Origin of the sequence: Pontibacter sp. MBLB2868, assembly GCF_051904785.1 — a bacterium.
GTDB lineage: Bacteria > Bacteroidota > Bacteroidia > Cytophagales > Hymenobacteraceae > Pontibacter.
Genome location: NZ_CP196710.1, coordinates 3,385,637 through 3,402,583, shown reverse-complemented (window position 1 = coordinate 3,402,583; position 16,947 = coordinate 3,385,637). Strand labels below are relative to the sequence as shown.

16 protein-coding genes are annotated in these 16,947 nt (G+C 44.6%); 9 read left to right on the top strand and 7 right to left on the bottom strand.

Annotated elements, in window-relative coordinates; genetic code table 11:
- Positions 1-139 precede the first annotated feature (139 nt).
- The 5 genes from ACSX1A_RS14535 (at position 140) to ACSX1A_RS14515 (ending at position 5,725) form a co-directional block, all read left to right on the top strand.
- A complete protein-coding gene (locus ACSX1A_RS14535; RefSeq protein ID WP_439880368.1) occupies positions 140-1,357 on the top strand; it encodes an amidohydrolase family protein in 1,218 nt (405 codons plus the stop codon).
- Between the two features lie 245 nt (positions 1,358-1,602).
- Entirely contained in the window at positions 1,603-2,661 is a 1,059-nt protein-coding gene (locus tag ACSX1A_RS14530; protein ID WP_439880367.1) for a class I fructose-bisphosphate aldolase, read from the top strand.
- Between the two features lie 158 nt (positions 2,662-2,819).
- Positions 2,820-3,719: an acetyl-CoA carboxylase, carboxyltransferase subunit beta gene (accD, locus tag ACSX1A_RS14525; protein ID WP_439883561.1), complete on the top strand. Its 900-nt coding sequence runs from the start codon at positions 2,820-2,822 to the stop codon at positions 3,717-3,719.
- 233 nt (positions 3,720-3,952) lie between these two features.
- Positions 3,953-4,723, top strand: coding sequence for an OmpA family protein (locus tag ACSX1A_RS14520; protein WP_439880366.1), 771 nt, complete (start codon positions 3,953-3,955; stop codon positions 4,721-4,723).
- Positions 4,724-5,041: 318 nt separating this feature from the next.
- A complete protein-coding gene (locus ACSX1A_RS14515; protein ID WP_439880365.1) occupies positions 5,042-5,725 on the top strand; it encodes an OmpA family protein in 684 nt (227 codons plus the stop codon).
- A 69-nt stretch (positions 5,726-5,794) separates the two neighbouring features.
- Here the strand turns inward: ACSX1A_RS14515 and ACSX1A_RS14510 are convergent, their stop codons facing one another.
- On the bottom strand, positions 5,795-6,424 hold the full coding sequence (locus ACSX1A_RS14510) for a DUF2238 domain-containing protein (RefSeq protein ID WP_439880364.1): 630 nt from the start codon (positions 6,422-6,424) through the stop codon (positions 5,795-5,797).
- Positions 6,425-6,461: 37 nt separating this feature from the next.
- On the bottom strand, positions 6,462-7,154 hold the full coding sequence (locus ACSX1A_RS14505) for an MBL fold metallo-hydrolase (protein WP_439880363.1): 693 nt from the start codon (positions 7,152-7,154) through the stop codon (positions 6,462-6,464).
- Between the two features lie 229 nt (positions 7,155-7,383).
- On the opposite strand from ACSX1A_RS14505, the gene ACSX1A_RS14500 reads away from it, so the two are divergent.
- Entirely contained in the window at positions 7,384-8,091 is a 708-nt protein-coding gene (locus ACSX1A_RS14500) for an endonuclease III domain-containing protein (protein WP_439880362.1), read from the top strand.
- Between the two features lie 21 nt (positions 8,092-8,112).
- Here ACSX1A_RS14500 and ACSX1A_RS14495 read toward each other — a convergent pair whose 3' ends face one another.
- From ACSX1A_RS14495 to ACSX1A_RS14485, 3 genes are all read right to left on the bottom strand, one after another.
- Entirely contained in the window at positions 8,113-9,006 is an 894-nt protein-coding gene (locus tag ACSX1A_RS14495) for a S66 peptidase family protein (RefSeq protein ID WP_439880361.1), read from the bottom strand.
- Positions 9,007-9,341: 335 nt separating this feature from the next.
- Positions 9,342-10,142: a hypothetical protein gene (locus ACSX1A_RS14490; protein WP_439880360.1), complete on the bottom strand. Its 801-nt coding sequence runs from the start codon at positions 10,140-10,142 to the stop codon at positions 9,342-9,344.
- Positions 10,132-10,563, bottom strand: coding sequence for a RidA family protein (locus tag ACSX1A_RS14485; protein ID WP_439880359.1), 432 nt, complete (start codon positions 10,561-10,563; stop codon positions 10,132-10,134). Before ACSX1A_RS14485 ends, ACSX1A_RS14490 begins: the two co-directional genes overlap by 11 nt.
- Positions 10,564-10,693: 130 nt before the next feature.
- Between ACSX1A_RS14485 and ACSX1A_RS14480 the strand changes: the two genes are divergently transcribed.
- Together ACSX1A_RS14480 and ACSX1A_RS14475 are read left to right on the top strand one after the other, a co-directional pair.
- The gene (locus ACSX1A_RS14480) at positions 10,694-11,683 is read left to right on the top strand and encodes a radical SAM protein (protein ID WP_439880358.1); all 990 of its coding nucleotides are present in this window, start codon (positions 10,694-10,696) and stop codon (positions 11,681-11,683) included.
- Positions 11,684-11,722: 39 nt separating this feature from the next.
- The gene (locus ACSX1A_RS14475; protein WP_439880357.1) at positions 11,723-12,241 is read left to right on the top strand and encodes a gamma carbonic anhydrase family protein; all 519 of its coding nucleotides are present in this window, start codon (positions 11,723-11,725) and stop codon (positions 12,239-12,241) included.
- Between the two features lie 54 nt (positions 12,242-12,295).
- On the opposite strand, the gene ACSX1A_RS14470 is transcribed toward ACSX1A_RS14475, so the two are convergent.
- On the bottom strand, positions 12,296-13,609 hold the full coding sequence (locus ACSX1A_RS14470) for a hemolysin family protein (protein WP_439880356.1): 1,314 nt from the start codon (positions 13,607-13,609) through the stop codon (positions 12,296-12,298).
- 210 nt (positions 13,610-13,819) lie between these two features.
- A complete protein-coding gene (locus tag ACSX1A_RS14465; RefSeq protein ID WP_439880355.1) occupies positions 13,820-14,128 on the bottom strand; it encodes a hypothetical protein in 309 nt (102 codons plus the stop codon).
- 571 nt (positions 14,129-14,699) lie between these two features.
- On the opposite strand from ACSX1A_RS14465, the gene ACSX1A_RS14460 reads away from it, so the two are divergent.
- A complete protein-coding gene (locus tag ACSX1A_RS14460; RefSeq protein ID WP_439880354.1) occupies positions 14,700-16,910 on the top strand; it encodes a cytochrome c biogenesis protein CcdA in 2,211 nt (736 codons plus the stop codon).
- Positions 16,911-16,947: the final 37 nt, after the last annotated feature.

The following is a 16,947-nucleotide window of genomic DNA, read 5'->3' as shown; positions in this document are numbered from 1 at the left end:
ACAGGAAGTAAGACACAGGATAATATTACATTCCCCAGTGACATGTATCAAAAATAAAGTTTGAGGTAATAATTTGCCTTATTCATAAAATCAGTTGTCTATCATCCTTAGTGCTGTATCTCTAAAAAGAAAAAACATCATGAAGAAACATATAAAAGTAGCAGCAGCCATACTTTCTGGCGTGGCTATTATTGGCATTAATCAGCAGAGTAGAGCCCAGGTAGCTGTTAAAGGCGAAACGGTGTATACCATGGCGGGTGCCCCTATTAAAAATGGGGTGGTGCTTTTAAAAGACGGAAAGATAGAGGCTGTGGGGGCAAACCTGCAGGTACCGGCTAACTATAAAGTATACAATGCTAAAGTGGTAACCCCGGGCTTGGTAGATGCACATACTTCCATAGGCCTGGCCGGAATTTACAATATTCCTGCAGACCAGCAGCAACTGGAAAAAACAGCTCCCATACAACCAGAACTACGCGCCCTGGATGCTTATAACCCAAACGAAGAGTTGATAGAGTGGGTGCGTAACCACGGAGTGACCACCGTTAATACAGGGCATGGGCCAGGTGCTTTGATAAGTGGGCAAACCATGACGATCAAAACCTCGCCGGATGGATTTGCCACCCTGATGGATACAACCAACATGATCGCTTTTACCCTTGGCACAGAAGTGGGTGAAAATTATAAATCGCCGGGAACATCAGCCAAGGGTATGGCTATGCTTCGGGCTGAGTTACAGGCGGCGCAGGCATACGCTAAGAAAAAAGCGAATTCCGATGCCGGTAAACGTCCAGATCTGAACCTGAAAATGGAATACCTGAATGGGGTGCTGGATGGAAAGTACAAAGCATTGATCACTGCAAACAAAGCCAATGATATAATGGCTGCAATGCGCCTGGCAAAGGAGTTTAACCTGAATATGGTGCTGGATGGCGGTGCAGAGTCATACTTATTAGTTGATGAGCTTAAGGCCGCAGGTATACCGGTTATACTTCACCCGACAATGGCGCGTGCTAACGGGGATAACAAGAACATGTCGTTTGATACAGCAGCCATACTTGCCAGGGCCGGTATTCCGGTTGCCATACAGAGCGGGTTTGAGCAGTATGTGCCACGGGCACGCGTTATCCTGTTCGAAGCTGGCGTTGCAGTTGCAAATGGCATGACCACAGATCAAGCCCTGGCCGCCATCACCATTGCTCCTGCAAAAATAATTGGGCTGGACAAGCGGATAGGTTCACTTGAAAAAGGAAAGGATGCCGATGTGGTGCTTTATGATGGTGATCCGTTTGAATATACGTCACATGTGTGCACCGTTATAATTAACGGGAAGGTTGTGAATGAAGAATGTAATTAGAATTATTATTATAAATTAATGCACATCGCCTGCTGCCACTCCGGCAGCATGCGATGTGCATTTTAGAGCAACTTTTTTTTCAGGTGCTAGTATGTTTGGTGAGTTAAACTATGTTAAAGCCTTCCTGTAATTGCCTGGCAGGCATCTAGCCGTTTTGGCTTCCTTTTAAAGCAAGTAAGGGAATGGGAAGTTTATATGTGAATAGCACCAAATCAAAGTGTCTCTATCATAAAACAACAAGACAAATGAATTACGATAACATCGTTTCTTTACTTGGCTCTGAAGCAGAAAGCCTGTTGCAGTATGAAAGTAAAACAATATCGAAGGAGCAGCTGCATGCACCGGGGCCAGATTTTGTAGACAGGATATTTGCCTACTCCAACCGTAGTCCGCAGGTTATGCGCAGCTTGCAACACCTCTACGACCATGGCCGCTTAGGTGGCACGGGCTACCTTTCTATATTACCTGTTGACCAGGGCATTGAGCACACTGCCGGCGCTTCATTCGCACCGAACCCGATCTACTTTGATCCCGAAAACATTCTCAAACTGGCGATGGAGGGAGGTTGTAATGCTGTTGCCACTACATTTGGCAACCTGGCGATGATGTCCAGAAAATACGCGCACAAAATTCCGTTCGTAGTAAAAATCAACCATAATGAACTGATGACATACCCTAACAAGTATGACCAGATCATGTTCGGGTCTGTGGATGAAGCCTGGAACTTAGGTGCTACTGCAGTAGGAGCTACGATCTATTTCGGTTCGGAAGAGTCATCGCGGCAGATCATTGAAGTAGCAGAGGCTTTTGAGAGGGCACACCAGTTGGGTATGGCTACTATCTTATGGTGCTACACGCGTAACAATGCCTTTAAGAAAGATGGCATTGATTATCATGTGGCCGCTGACCTTACAGGGCAGGCAAACCATTTGGGTGTTACGATTCAGGCGGATATCATTAAGCAAAAGCTTCCGGAGAACAATGGTGGTTTTAAGGCAATAGGTTTTGGTAAGACAAACGAAAAAATGTATACCGAACTTACCACAGATAACCCGATCGACCTGACACGCTACCAGGTAGCCAACTGCTACATGGGCCGTGCCGGCCTGATCAACTCCGGTGGTGAGTCTAAAGGGGAATCTGACCTGGCTGACGCTGTGCGCACAGCTGTAATTAACAAGCGTGCGGGCGGTATGGGGCTTATTTCCGGGCGTAAGGCTTTCCAGAAAGACATGAAAGATGGTGTGGAACTGCTAAATGCAATTCAGGATGTGTATCTTTCTAAAGAGATTACATTAGCGTAATTTGTAGCAGAACTGCTGATTATTACATATTTTTGTGACCTGCTTTAACCAAATGCCTCAGAAGAGGTGTGGCTGGAGCAGGTCATATTATTTTATATACTGCTGTGTAGCAGGTATATATTTAACTTTAAAGTGCTGTAAGCACGCTTTTAACTATGATGCCTTGGTTTAAAAGAGCTGAAAAAGGAATTCATACGCCTACAGAGCAGAAAAAAGAGACGCCAGACGGTTTGTGGTACAAGTGCCCCGAATGTAAAACGGTTACCAGCATGGCTGAGCACCGAAAAAATCTGAGCACTTGCGTAAAATGTGATTTCCATGACCGCATCGGGTCTAAAGAATATTTTGCCATACTTTTTGACGATAATAAGTTTACGGAGCTTGATGAGAACCTGACATCAGGAGACCCGCTTAGCTTTGTAGACTCTAAGCCATATCCACAGCGTATTGCCGCTACACAAAAGGCCACGGGTCTGAAGGATGCGGTACGGACAGGTTTTGGCAGAATAAATGGCCAAGATATTACTATCGCCTGTATGGATTTTGCTTTTATTGGTGGCTCCATGGGGTCAGTGGTAGGAGAGAAGATTGCCCGCGCCATAGACCATGCCCGCAAAACACGTACACCGTTCCTGATGATCTCAAAATCTGGTGGAGCACGTATGATGGAAGCTGGCTTCTCGCTAATGCAGATGGCAAAGACCTCCGCTAAGCTGGCATTACTGTCTGAAGAGAAATTGCCTTACATCTCTCTGCTAACAGACCCCACGACAGGTGGCGTAACGGCATCGTATGCTATGCTGGGTGATTTTAACATTGCCGAGCCTGGCGCACTGATCGGTTTTGCCGGCCCAAGAGTTATAAAAGAGACAATAGGAAAAGATCTGCCAAAAGGTTTCCAGAGTGCAGAGTTTGTGCTGGAGCACGGATTCCTTGATTTTATAGTAGACCGTAAAGAGTTGAAAAATAAATTAACAGACCTGCTAAGTATGGTGCTGGCGAATGGCGCGGCAGCAAAGCCGAAAGCTAAAAGTTCTAAAGCTACTAAAGCCAGTTAATTTGTATTATATTTATACTGAAAAGGGCCTGTTAAATATTTAACAGGCCCTTTTCAGTATAAAGAACCTTATTAGCCAGTTATGGAGAATAAATTTTAGACGATGATAAAATAAAAAATTAAATTTTTCGTGTATAGCTAAAGGTAAATATATTATTGGCACACGTATTGCCTACGGATACACAGATCAACTTACACTCTTGATTAACTAAGAATTTACAAACAACCAACTTTATGAAATTTTTAAAACTATCACTTAGCTCTTTGTTAGCTACAACCATGTTGTTTACTGCTTGCCAGACTACTGCACCTACGGCAAGTAACGATGGAAACGAAACAACAACTTCTGCAAAAACAGGATCTCCAACTGATACTAAAACAGCGGAGGCAGATAAGAAGGGGATGACTAAGACGACCAAAGGCGGTATCATTGGCGCCGGTTCTGGTGCCGTTATAGGTGGTATTATTGGTAACAGGTTGGGTAACACTGCTGCAGGCGCCATTGTAGGTGCTGCCGTAGGTGGTGCAACGGGTGCCGTTATCGGACGCCGTATGGATAAGCAGGCCGAAGAACTGGAGAAGAGTATGGAAAACGCAAAGGTAGAACGTGTAGGAGAAGCCATCCGGGTAAACTTTGACTCGGGTATACTTTTCAATGTGAACTCTGCTGACCTCAGCGCCAATGCCAAACGCGACATCGAAAAGCTTGCTAAATCTCTAAAAGAGAATGAAGGCACGAATGTTATCATAGAAGGACATACAGATAATACCGGTTCTTATGAGCTTAACCAGCGTTTATCAGAAAAACGTGCCGAGGCCGTAGCCGCTTACGCGCGAAGCCTGGGTGTTAGTGGAACACGTCTTCAGGCAAAAGGCTATAGCTACGATCAACCGATTGCAGATAACAGTACTGTAGAAGGCAGAGCCCAGAACCGCCGCGTGGAGATCATTATCATCGCTAATGATGAGTTGAAGAAAGCAGCGGAAAAAGGTGAGCTAAAGTAAACATTACATATTAGCTATAAAACAGCAGCGCCTGCCGGATTTACTCCGGCAGGCGCTGCTGTTTTATAGCTGCCGGTAAAGGTGCAGCTAAGCTTGGTGAAGGCTTCTTAATTCAATAACCCGAATATTCTTTCAGCCGTTAAAGTAGAAGGCTTTTTCAGGTAAGTTGTTGTTAATCAGTGTTGGTTGCTGTTTCAAAAGAGGTGATTAAAACCAGGCTGCAAGTAGCTTACCCGGGCAAAGGCAAACATTTTAGTTTATATATAAGTATTAACCACAGAGCTGAATAACTCATAAACAAGATTTAATTTAAAGACTATGAAAAATTTTAGAATAAACCTCTCTATCATAGCCATTATAGCTGTACTACTTTCTTCCTGTGCTTCTGGTAGCGGAGGTGGTATGAGTAAGACTGCTAAAGGCGGTATAATTGGTGCCGGTTCAGGTGCCGTGGTAGGTGGCGTTATTGGTAGAGCTGCGGGTAGCACTGCTACCGGAGCTATAATTGGTGCCGCTGTAGGTGGTACTGCCGGTGCGCTTATAGGCCGTAAGATGGATAAGCAGGCCGAAGAGTTGCAGCGTGACCTGGAGGGTGCTCAGGTAGAGCGTGTAGGTGAAGGTATCAAGATCACATTTGATTCAGGTATCCTGTATCCGATAAATTCTGCTGAACTTCAGCCAGGTGCCAAAACAGAGATAGCCCAGCTTGCTGCTACACTTAAAAAATACCCTGATACAAATATTGTGATCGAAGGCCACACCGATAATACCGGTTCAACCCAGATCAATCAGCCTTTATCGGAGCGACGCGCACAATCTGTTGCTGATTACCTTGCAACGATGGGTGTTGACCGTAGCCGCATGACAACTCAGGGTTATGCAGATACTCAGCCTGTGGCAGATAACTCAACAGCTGCTGGCCGTGCTCAGAACAGACGTGTAGAGATCGCAATTTTTGCGAATGAGAAAATGAAGAAGGCCGCTGAACGTGGTGATTTATAAAGCAAGAATAATTGAGATAGTGAATAATTGGTGATTTTTCCAGCCACGCCCCAGGCGTGGCTGGTTTTTTTATGTCCCTTTCTGAAACAATGCTGTGATCGCCATTGCTGTTATGGCGCCTGCAAGTGCAAGTGCAATGTCCTTTTGGGCATCCCAGATATCACCCTGCATCCCCAGAAAGATCATGCCTTGCTCAGTCCCTTCATAGAATATGTCTGCCACTATCCATTCAACTATTTCATATAGCGCGCTAAGCGACAGGACTATTTCTACGGGCATAAGGTAACTTAAGAACCTGCCTGCTCTAAACCCGCGCTGCAAAACCTCATGCATCGGGTAGGCCAGTAGTAGTCCGAAGCCGAGGTGTACCAGGCGGTCATAATTGTTCCGTTGCAAGTGATAGGTTGCTTTCAGCCATTCTCCAAAGGGATTCTCGGAATATTGGTATTGGCTGCCAAACACGTGCAGGAGTAGGAAAAGAAAGATTAGCGTATAACTGGTGTCGGAGAAACGGAAGATGTTGTAAAACGCAACCAGAAAGATGAGGAGAGAAACGGTAAGTGTGTTTTCCAGTACCCAGTTTTCCAGGTCTGGTGTTGTTAAAGCTGTGTATACCCAAAAGCAAAGAAAAAGAAAGATGTAAACCAGGTGAAGCGGTTGGTGCAGGATACTCTTACTTTTAATGGCTTTTGTGGTCATAGGCACAGGTTGGGTTGTATAGATGGCAGTTCTATAGCTATGCCATTAAGTCTTTCTCATAAAATACGAGGCGAATCGGGTTATCGGATGGGTTCTCTGACGGGTCGCAATGGTACCCGAATATATCGAGTCCGTTTAGGTATGGAAGAAGCTTTTTGTAATATGTGTGGCTGGTATTAGCAGGATTAAATGTAATGTCATGAAACACACAGGTTGGCAACGAAGGCATTTTAGCCAGTCTATCAAAAAGAAGCTCCGGTTTGCCAAGATCCCCGGAGTATACAATCCGCTCGTTATCTTCCTCAAAAATATAAGCATAAGTCTGCAGGCCTTCCGAGTGCTGTCCGTAAGTATCTATGGCGGTTATGCCGTTAAACTGCTCTAAAGGAACAAAATCAGCGTATTTCTCAGGATCTTTTACCTGGATTGCCAGAAACTCATAGAGCTGTTGCCTGAACTGCTCTGTAGGATAAAGCAGGACAGGAGGTTTTACTTTTTCAATTATGCGCTTGTATAGCAGCAAATTGGCAAGGCTTCCGCAATGGTCGTTGTGCAGATGAGTCAGCAAAATATGGTCTACCTTGTTTATAAGGTTCTTCTTAACAAGTGTCGGGTAAACGGTAAAACCACAGTCAATTAGCAGGTTAATATCTCGAAATTCCAGTAAGGCGGCTGAGTTCAGGAAGTCTGTGTCGAAGGCACCGCCTGTTCCCAAGAATTTAATTTGCATATAATAGAGGTAATTATTTAGATATCAGTGTTTCTGTGCCTCTGCATATAGCGTTAAATCATGCTAAATAGTTGTATCTGTCAGGATAATTGTACTCGGTCAATACAATGAATGGTACTTGGTGTAGTGTGTAATCCTTTTAGTTACTTGTTTACTATGAGTGAGTTATGTTTTGAGGCTAACAGTTGAGTGCCTCTTGCGTAAAGAAAAAGTCCATAAAAGGCACAAAATGGATGCTCATAAACTACCTGCTGATGAAAAAGCGCTCCTGACGCATGACCTTTTGAATGAAGCGTACAAAAGGCTGAAACTGGAAAACAGGCGTGACCCTATGCATGAGCTGATCTCTACCATGCTTTCGCACCGAACCAATCATGCAGATGAGGAGAAAGCTTATTATACAATGCTGGAACGGTTTGGTGACTGGGAAGGTGTGATGAATGCTGATCCTGATGAACTTGCAGATGCCATACAAACAACGCGCTACCCAGGGCAGAAAGCTCCACAGATACAGGAAACCCTGCGCATTATAAAAAAGGAACGGGGGGAGATCAATATTGATTTTTTACAGGACATGCCGGTAGATGAGGCGATGAAATGGCTTACAAAGCTACCAGGGGTAGGGCCGAAAACAGCTACGTTGCTACTGCTCTTTAATTTTAAAAAACCTGTCATGCCTGTGGATACACATGTATTCCGGATCAGCCAGCGTGTCGGGCTTATCGGAGCAAAAGTAACAGCTAACAAAGCCCACGACCTGTTGCTAAATATGCTGCCTCCGGATCCGGTGGAGTTGTATAACTTCCATATTCATATGCTGCGGCATGGGCAGCGCATCTGTACCTACTATAGCCCCAGATGTGAGAAATGCGTGCTTAATAGTATCTGCAACTATTTTCAGGATGTGCGGCAGAAGGGGATCGATAAAGCGGCCTGATGAGTAGTTTTTATTTTATTGCTAGTTGTAGCTAAGGCTTGTTCCCTCCTCACTTACCTCCAGCCTGGCCTCTCTGCCACATACCAGGGCCAGGTTAAGCGGCTCGTGGCCTACCGGAAAGCCATAGCAAACAGGATAGTTATACTTGCCACTATGCTCCAGTATGATTTCGTAGGCGGTTTTACCAAATGGTACAGGCGTATCGTTCATGTCGCTCATGTCCCCGACGATGAGGCCAGCAAGGTTAGCTAGCTTACCGCTGCGATCCAGGTGTACCATAATGCGGTCTAAATTGTAGAGATACTCGCACAGATCCTCCAGGAAAAGGATCTTACCATCTGTGCTAATATCGGAACGCGTGCCTGTAATGGTACCAAGCATCGATAAATTGCCACCAATGAGTTGGCCCTCTGCTGTACCTGTTCGGTTTAGGGCGTGTGGGGCAGCTGAGTAATTTAATGTTTCGCCAAAAAGCACCCGGCGTAGTGTTTCAATAGAATTTTCGGCTCCATCTTTCGGGAAAAGCAGTGGCATGATACCATGAACACTTTCAATGCCGTAGTTGTGAATATGGCAATGGAGGGCGGTTACATCACTGAAGCCAACCACCCATTTCGGTTGCTTCCTGAATTTTGTAAAGTCTACCTGATCAATAATGCGGGTAGTGCCATACCCCCCGCGTGCGCAGATAATAGCTTTTATATGCTCATCATCCAGGAACTGCTGCAGGTCCTGCAGGCGCAGGGCATCGTCTCCGGAAAAATAGTTATAGCTGGCACCAATGCTTTGCCCCAGCACAACTTTTAGTCCCCAGCTCTCAAATATCCTGATGGCCAGCTCAATTTCCGGGAAGGTAATCTGACGGGCAGTGGCAGTAATGGCTATCGTGTCGCCGGCTTTTAATGCTGGAATCATAGGGAATAGTATACGTTTGACAAAAGCTAAGATATAGCTTTTAGACAAATTTTAGAAGGAAGATGCGATAGTTCTGAGCAGGAGCTTACCCACTAAAAATACAAAAGCCACACTTTTATAGTGTGGCCTTCGGTTATGTTCTTCTAGGTAGTAGAAGATTTGGGCCTTACTTACATCTCACCTTAAACAAGATACCCTTTGCATACTTAAATGCATTACAAAGGTAAAGGTTTAAAAATTGTGTGAAATTATTTTATACCAATTGCTCATTTTAATAGGCAATCAACCTAAAATAGAAGATGAATACCTAAAACAGCTTTTAAACCAGTTAGTGCTTATTTTGGGCTGGGTACCGGTACAAGGTCCACACTCTCGTTAAAGGCTTTCCGGATATTTTCTCGGGCTGCATATCTATGGTTTGCCCCCATTACAAAAATGAGTTTCTTGCCAGGGTTGTTTTTTATGGTCTCAACGATGTTCTTGCCTATTTGCTCGTCTCGCTTGCGGTTAAAGGTAGTGTAAAACTCATAGGGTAATCCTGCCATCATAGCTTCCATCTGATCATAAAATATCTCAGAAGTAAGCTCATAGTCACCGGAATTGTTCAATGTAGCGGGGGTACTTGTTTTAGCTAAGGTCTGCATCTTGTTCATCAATACAGCAATCATTGCCATTTGACTGGTCAGGCTGGTGTCGGCGTTCAACTGCCGCTCTAGTAGCTTAACTTTTGATAGCTCATTGTTGCCACCTTTCAGAGCATCCGGGGGCAGTAATTTGCCTTCAGCTTCCTGGCCATACCAGTCAAACCCGATCAGCTTTTCTTTTGGAAACAGCACCGTGATCTGCCGCATTTCCAGGGGGTACATTTGCTTTAGATAGGATGTATCCTGGCCGATGTCTTCGGGTCTTATCTCAACTCCAATAACATCCGGATTAAACTGCCTGATAATGTCATATACATCCGCATAAGTGTAATCAGGATTTATTTTATGTATCCCATGCAGCGTTGCCAGCAGCATGACCTGCGTTTTAACGGTATCCGGTGTTTTTGCACCGGCCATTTCGGGCTTTGCAGAGGTGCACCCGGAAGCGATGACTGCAATCAGGGCGAAGAGCAAGTAGATATTAAACTTCATAGTATGGGTCAGTGGAATGTGTCAGGAAATTTTCTCCTCTGTCAAGCACTGCTGTAGCCTCAATTTCAACCAATAATTCAGGCTTGATAAGCGCCTTCACGGCTAACAGGGTAGAAGCGGGTTTTATCTTGCCGAAAAACTCTCCATGCGCTTTGCCTACTTCCTGCCATTTGCTGATATCTGTAACAAAAATACGGGTGCGTACCACATCGCTCAAGGACGCTCCGGCAAGTTTCAGGGCTTTCTCAATTTTTGAAATCGCATGCTTCGTCTGATCATAAGCATCCCCTTCACCCACGGTTTCATCGCCATCTGTGGCTGTTGTGCCAGATACTTCGATGGTGTTGCCTACCCGTACAGCGCGGCTATATCCCACTGTATCTTCCCAAACGGCTCCTGAGGAAATGTTTCTTCTGTTCATAGGTTTACTCACTCGGATTTAATCAAATATAGTATTTCTGCTGCTAAAGCTAAAGTTTGCGTTGGTAACCGGCAGCTGTGTGTCGTATACTTCGGGCATAATGCTTACCTTTGGCTTATAAACACTGCTTATGCGCCTGACCTCTAAACCTGTACTTTGCAATTATTACGTTACCTATCGTTGTAATGCAAAGTGCTCGTTCTGTGATATTTGGGAAAAACCATCGCCTTATATTACGCTGGAAGATGTGAAGCAAAACCTTACTGACCTCAAGAGGCTCGGAGTACAGGTGATTGATTTTACTGGAGGAGAGCCTTTGCTCCATCGCCAGATAGATGAAATGCTGCAGATGGCGCACGACATGGGTTTTGTAACCACCCTTACCACCAATGGACTGCTATACCCTAAAATGGCTCAACGCCTGAAAGGGAAAATAGACATGCTTCACTTCTCCCTGGATTCTTCTGATAAAACAGAACATGATACCGGCCGCGGCGTAGCTTGCTACGATTTTGTGATGCAGTCAATTGAAGTGGCCAAGCAGCTTGGAGAGCACCCGGATATTCTTTTTACTGTTTTCAAGAAGAACCTGCACCAGCTTGAAGAGGTGTATCATAAAATCATTCTGCCCAATAAGCTACTCCTGATCATCAACCCGGCATTTGACTACAATGATATTGAAGCCGGGGAACAATTAACCGCTGACGAGCTAAAATATCTGTCTGATTTTGGGAAGCGCAAGCGTGTGTACATGAACGAAGGCTTTATTCAGCTGCGCCTTGATGGGGGCAATCATGTAAATGATCCGGTTTGTAAAGCGGCCAGTACTACGCTGGTTATTTCACCGGAAAATGAGCTGGTACTCCCTTGCTATCATTTGGGAGCAAAAAGTTTCAGGATCGAGGGTAACCTTTATGAGTTATACAAGAGCCAGGAGGTAGAGCAACTAAAACGACAGGAGGGCAGGTTACCCGAGTGTGAGGGCTGCACGATAAACTGCTACATGCAGCCAAGTTTTGCCGTAGAAATGAATAAGTATTTTTGGAAAGCACTGCCCAGCACGCTTAAGTATAACTACCTGAAAGGCACCTGGAAAAGGCTCCTTCCGTTTAATGTTTAACATCTGCTAAGTAACATTCAGTTATTCAAAAGTAAACGTATGCCAGTAATATTACCAGTGAAAGGTATAAAGCCACAGATGGGACACGGTTGTTTCATTGCTGAGAATGCAACCCTTGTAGGCGATGTCGTAATGGGAAATGAGTGCTCCGTTTGGTTTAACGCTGTAATTCGTGGTGATGTGAACAGCATACGCATCGGAGACAAATCCAATATTCAGGATGGTGCCGTTATCCATTGTACTTATCAAAAAGCCGCCACAACCATAGGCAGCAATGTGTCAATAGGCCACAATGCCATTGTGCATGGTTGCACCGTAGAGGATAATGTATTGATAGGAATGGGGTCTATTGTGATGGACAATGCGCTGATCCAGAAAAATTGTATTGTGGCTGCCGGCGCCATCGTGCTGGAGAATACTATCTGTGAGTCCGGGTGGATCTATGCAGGTATACCAGCTAAAAAAGTAAAGCAGTTAAGCCCTGAGCAGGTAGAGGGCTTAGACAAAGTAGCCAATAACTATGTGATGTATAGTGGCTGGTTTACCGGTAAAGGATAAACTCAGCTCACATTGGTTGATAAATTGCTGTAGCCGTTTGATTATAATTTACAATCAGCTTATTTCATCGCGGGCTTCTTCTCGCACAACCAGCAGCACCCACTCAACGCGGCGCTCTGACTTTTCCAGTATCCGCACGTCATATTCGTTGAAAGTAGTGATCTCGTTCAGGTTTTCCGGAATCTGACCATAAATCACATTCATCAGGCCACCCACTGTTTCATAATCCTCGCCCTCTGGTAATGGGTAAGGCAGGAAATCATTGGCATCTGAGATTGGTGCAGCACCATTTACTTTGTATTCAAAGTCATTGATTCGCTCTACTAAAGGTGCTTCCTCATCATATTCATCCTGTATTTCGCCTACCAGCTCTTCTATGATGTCTTCAATCGTGACAATACCGGATACGCCACCGAATTCATCTGTGGCAATAGCCATGTGCATGTGGCGGCGCTGAAACTGCTTTAACAGGAGGTTAATTTTCTTTGTTTCCGGAACGAAGTAGGCCGAACGCATCAGCTCTTCTATATTGATGGGCTTGTTAAGGCGCATGATACTCAAAATATCCTTCACATAGAGTATACCCACAATGTTGTCAACGTTGCCATTGTAAACGGGCAGGCGCGAATAACCTTCATTAAAGATCACCTCCATGAGTTCCTGCTCCGGTATATTTACATCGATGGCTACCATTTTGGTACGTGGCACCAGGATCTGCTTTACCATGCGTTCATTAAAGTTGAACACATTTTCGATAAGCTCATGGTGTGAGTCCTGTATGGCACCACCTTCCACGCTTTGCTCAAATAACAAGCGTAGTTCTTCCGCAGAATGCACCTCTGCACCGTGTACTGCCTGTATACCCATAGAGCGCAAAACCAGGTTGGCTAAGCCATTGAGCATCCAGATGAATGGCTTAAATACCACATAGAAGAAGCGAAGCGGGTAAGCAATAGCCAGTGCCGTTGACTCAGAACGTTGAATAGCCAGAGACTTAGGTGCCAGTTCACCGAAAACGATGTGAAGCACGGTAATAATAGCAAAGGATATTGGCAAGGCTATGGTATGAGCCAATTCTTCACCGCCTGTAAAACCAAAAAAGTGCAAGATGTTTATAACCAGCTGGGCAACAACACTTTCACCAATCCAACCTAATCCCAGCGATGCTAAGGTGATACCTAATTGTGTGGCTGATAAGTAAGCGTCGAGGTGCGTAAGCATATTTTGCGCCATCTTCGCCATTGCGTTACCTGCCTGCGCCTTCAGCTCTATTTGTGATGACCTGACCTTTACAATTGCAAACTCCGCGGCAACGAAGAAGCCATTCAGGAAAACAAGGAATATAGTTAAGAGTATGTCTAAAAGCATAGTTTGTACAGCTGTTTTACTGCAACGGACTGTAAATTTAGTTAAAATACGTGCATAAACTACCGCTACATTTGCTAGTGGCTAAACAAAAGCCATTTCATGCATAGCAGTGTGTACGCTTTGCTACACAATATAGATTATTTTGAATGGAGTATAAAACAAAAAGGTGCCGTCTGGCACCTTTTTGTTTTAGGACACGAAAGCAGGACCTCAGGATTGTAATCGCTTCTGTGGCGCTTCAGTAGTGTTAAACAATTCACGAGCGTTGGCCTGAGACAGCCGGTCAAGGAAAATCCGTTTTGCTTCAGCTTCAGATATCAACCTGTAAGTATCGGCTGTATGCGTGTCCTGGAAGGGATTGCAAAAGGAGTAAATAAACTCATCGGAAAACGTTTTGTATACAACATGGAAATTATGCTTCTCATCGCGCACCAACTTGATAGCTTTGAATACATTAGAATATTCTTTGCCACATTCAGTACGCAGTGTAAACACATTGTTTGTATACAGGTTTTCCATAGGTGTAGAGTTTACGATATTTAATCCTTTATTAATTATACACTTAGCCTCAGTTTTAAATTCCTGCTTTGATGCAGGTTGTTACTTTATGTTCGTGAAAGTCACTTATTGCTGGGTGAACATTTATAATTTTCAGGTTAATAATAAAATCTTTATTAATTTGTATTTAATACGGAATAAAGATGAATATGTATGTATATAGATGTATTAATTTGATAATATTTATTAATAATTGCATTTTTGTTAATAGGCTGAAGTAGGGTTAAAATTCAAAAATGCGCGATGAAGACCAAGACAGCTGCTTTAACGTTAGCAGGTAGTAGATAATTTGCACTTAAATAAGTGCAGAATTATTTAAAATTTTTTCATGAAGAGTGACAGGATAAACAGGAAGTGCCCAGATTTGAGGTCTCTTCGTTTTATGGAGTGACAATGGTAACGTTGAGGTTGCGTGTCATGTTGTTTATCTGAATGGTTTCTGTGTTGGGAAATCCATCCAAAACATCAAGGCAAAATTACCTACTTTTGTAGTACCAGAGCCTAAGTGAGGGTTCAATAAAGTTTGTGATACATGTATATGAATAAAATCATCATTACAAAAATACTGACTGCCACCTGGCTACTTCTTTTTTTTATAACAGCTGTACAGGCACAGGTGCTGAAGCCAGCTACCTGGAGCTTCGAAACCTCTAAAAAGCAGGTAGCAGTTGGCGAAGAAGTAGAACTTATCTTTAATGCCAGAATTGATAAAGACTGGTACTTATACTCCTCTGACTTTGATCCTGAACTCGGGCCGATGGTAACGGTGTTCAAGTTTCAGAAAAACCCAACTTATGAGCTGGTAGGTAAATTGGTGCCTGTAAATCCTAAGAAAAAGTATGATGACCTTTGGGAAGGGGAGTATACCTACTTTACAGGCAAAGCACAGTTCCGACAAAAGATAAGGGTTTTAAAACCTGACCTGTTGGTAAAAGGAAACTTTGAATACCAGGTTTGTACGGATGTGGATGGCCGTTGTATTCCTTTTGAGGACGATTTTACTTTCACGAACAAGCAGATCAACGTTGTTGCTGCAGCTAACCCAGAAGCCAGGCCCGCTCCTAACGAAAAAGCTGGGAGTGCCACGGAGCAGGAAGCCAGTAAGAATGTAAGTACTTCAACTGATGCGGCCAATGCAGCGCCAGATACGGCGGCGGCCTTAGCTGCAAATGATACTCTGGCACCTGGTACAGCTGAAGGAACCCCAGAAGCAGGTGATACAATAGTAAAAGCCATTCCGGAGACTGCCCCTGCTAACGTGAAAGATGGTGGCTTATGGGCATTTATGCTGGTTGCGTTTGGCTCTGGTTTGGTGGCACTGCTTACGCCTTGTGTTTTCCCGATGGTACCCATGACGGTAAGCTTCTTCACTAACAGCAGTGGCAGCCGTGCACAGGGTATCGTAAAGGCTTTGGTTTATGGCCTTTCCATCATTGCCATCTATACATTAATAGGTACGATCGTAGCCAAACTATTTGGGGCCGACGGGGCGAACTTTATTAGCACCCACTGGCTGCCAAACATACTTTTCTTCCTGATATTCCTGGTATTTGCCATGTCATTCTTTGGCATGTTCGAGATCACACTGCCAAGCTCCTGGCTTACTAAAGTAGACTCACAAGCTGACAGGGGTGGCTGGATTGGGGTATTCTTCATGGCCTTTACACTGGCGCTGGTTTCCTTTTCGTGCACAGGGCCTATTGTAGGAAGTATACTGGTGGCATCTGCCGGAGGTGAGACTATCAGGCCCGTTGTGGGTATGTTCGGTTTCTCACTGGCCTTTGCCTTGCCCTTTACTTTATTTGCAGTTTTCCCCTCGTGGCTGAGCGGATTACCAAAATCAGGAGGGTGGCTTAACTCGGTTAAGGTGGTGCTGGGCTTTATAGAACTGGCACTGGCTCTTAAGTTTTTAAGCATTGCGGACCAGGTTTATCATTGGGGTATTCTTGACCGCGAAGTATACCTGGCCCTCTGGATCGTAATTTTTACTTTGATGGGCTTTTACCTGTTGGGTAAGCTGAAGTTTTCTCACGATTCTGATTTGAAACACATCAGTGTGCCGCGTTTATTTTTCGCGATCTTAACATTCGGTTTTGTGGTTTACCTTGTACCTGGTATGTTCGGGGCGCCGCTCAATGCATTGGCAGGTTATCTGCCGCCACAAACAACCCAGGACTTTGACATTGGTAACATTGTACGCCAGGGTGGTGGAGGCAGTGCAGTAGCAGCTGTAGGCGCAAATGAAGTATGTGAAACGCCAAAGTACAGTGAGTTCCTGCATTTACCGCATGGCTTGAAAGGGTACTTCGACCTGGAACAGGCCAAGAAATGTGCAGCAGAGCAGGGTAAGCCAATCTTTATCGATTTTACAGGCCATGGTTGTGTGAACTGCCGCGAGATGGAGCAGAATGTGTGGTCGGACCCGGCTGTACTGAAGCGCCTGCGGGAAGAATATGTGATAGCCGCTCTTTATGTGGATGACCGAACAGAGCTGCCACAAAGCGAATGGTATACCAGCAGTTACGACAATAAAGAGAAAACCACCATCGGTAAGAAATACGCTGATTACCAGATCACGAAGTTTAACGTGAATGCGCAGCCATACTATGTGCTGATGGATGAGAACGAGAACGTGCTCGTGAAACCTATTGCCTACGACCTTAATGTAAATAACTTTGTGAAGTTTCTGGATGCCGGTGTCGCTTCTTATAAGGCAAGACATGACCAGGTGGCGCAGAAATAGTCTGATCTGCGTTTCTGATTATTAGAATAAATACTAA

Excerpts from the sequence above, each read along its gene's own strand:
- ACSX1A_RS14535 (WP_439880368.1), top strand. The coding sequence starts at position 140 with ATGAAGAAACATATAAAAGTAGCAGCAGCCATACTTTCTGGCGTGGCT.
- ACSX1A_RS14530 (WP_439880367.1), top strand. The coding sequence starts at position 1,603 with ATGAATTACGATAACATCGTTTCTTTACTTGGCTCTGAAGCAGAAAGC.
- accD (WP_439883561.1), top strand. The coding sequence starts at position 2,820 with ATGCCTTGGTTTAAAAGAGCTGAAAAAGGAATTCATACGCCTACAGAG.
- ACSX1A_RS14520 (WP_439880366.1), top strand. The coding sequence starts at position 3,953 with ATGAAATTTTTAAAACTATCACTTAGCTCTTTGTTAGCTACAACCATG.
- ACSX1A_RS14515 (WP_439880365.1), top strand. The coding sequence starts at position 5,042 with ATGAAAAATTTTAGAATAAACCTCTCTATCATAGCCATTATAGCTGTA.
- ACSX1A_RS14510 (WP_439880364.1), bottom strand. The coding sequence starts at position 6,424 with ATGACCACAAAAGCCATTAAAAGTAAGAGTATCCTGCACCAACCGCTT.
- ACSX1A_RS14505 (WP_439880363.1), bottom strand. The coding sequence starts at position 7,154 with ATGCAAATTAAATTCTTGGGAACAGGCGGTGCCTTCGACACAGACTTC.
- ACSX1A_RS14500 (WP_439880362.1), top strand. The coding sequence starts at position 7,384 with ATGGATGCTCATAAACTACCTGCTGATGAAAAAGCGCTCCTGACGCAT.
- ACSX1A_RS14495 (WP_439880361.1), bottom strand. The coding sequence starts at position 9,006 with ATGATTCCAGCATTAAAAGCCGGCGACACGATAGCCATTACTGCCACT.
- ACSX1A_RS14490 (WP_439880360.1), bottom strand. The coding sequence starts at position 10,142 with ATGAAGTTTAATATCTACTTGCTCTTCGCCCTGATTGCAGTCATCGCT.
- ACSX1A_RS14485 (WP_439880359.1), bottom strand. The coding sequence starts at position 10,563 with ATGAACAGAAGAAACATTTCCTCAGGAGCCGTTTGGGAAGATACAGTG.
- ACSX1A_RS14480 (WP_439880358.1), top strand. The coding sequence starts at position 10,694 with ATGCGCCTGACCTCTAAACCTGTACTTTGCAATTATTACGTTACCTAT.
- ACSX1A_RS14475 (WP_439880357.1), top strand. The coding sequence starts at position 11,723 with ATGCCAGTAATATTACCAGTGAAAGGTATAAAGCCACAGATGGGACAC.
- ACSX1A_RS14470 (WP_439880356.1), bottom strand. The coding sequence starts at position 13,609 with ATGCTTTTAGACATACTCTTAACTATATTCCTTGTTTTCCTGAATGGC.
- ACSX1A_RS14465 (WP_439880355.1), bottom strand. The coding sequence starts at position 14,128 with ATGGAAAACCTGTATACAAACAATGTGTTTACACTGCGTACTGAATGT.
- ACSX1A_RS14460 (WP_439880354.1), top strand. The coding sequence starts at position 14,700 with ATGTATATGAATAAAATCATCATTACAAAAATACTGACTGCCACCTGG.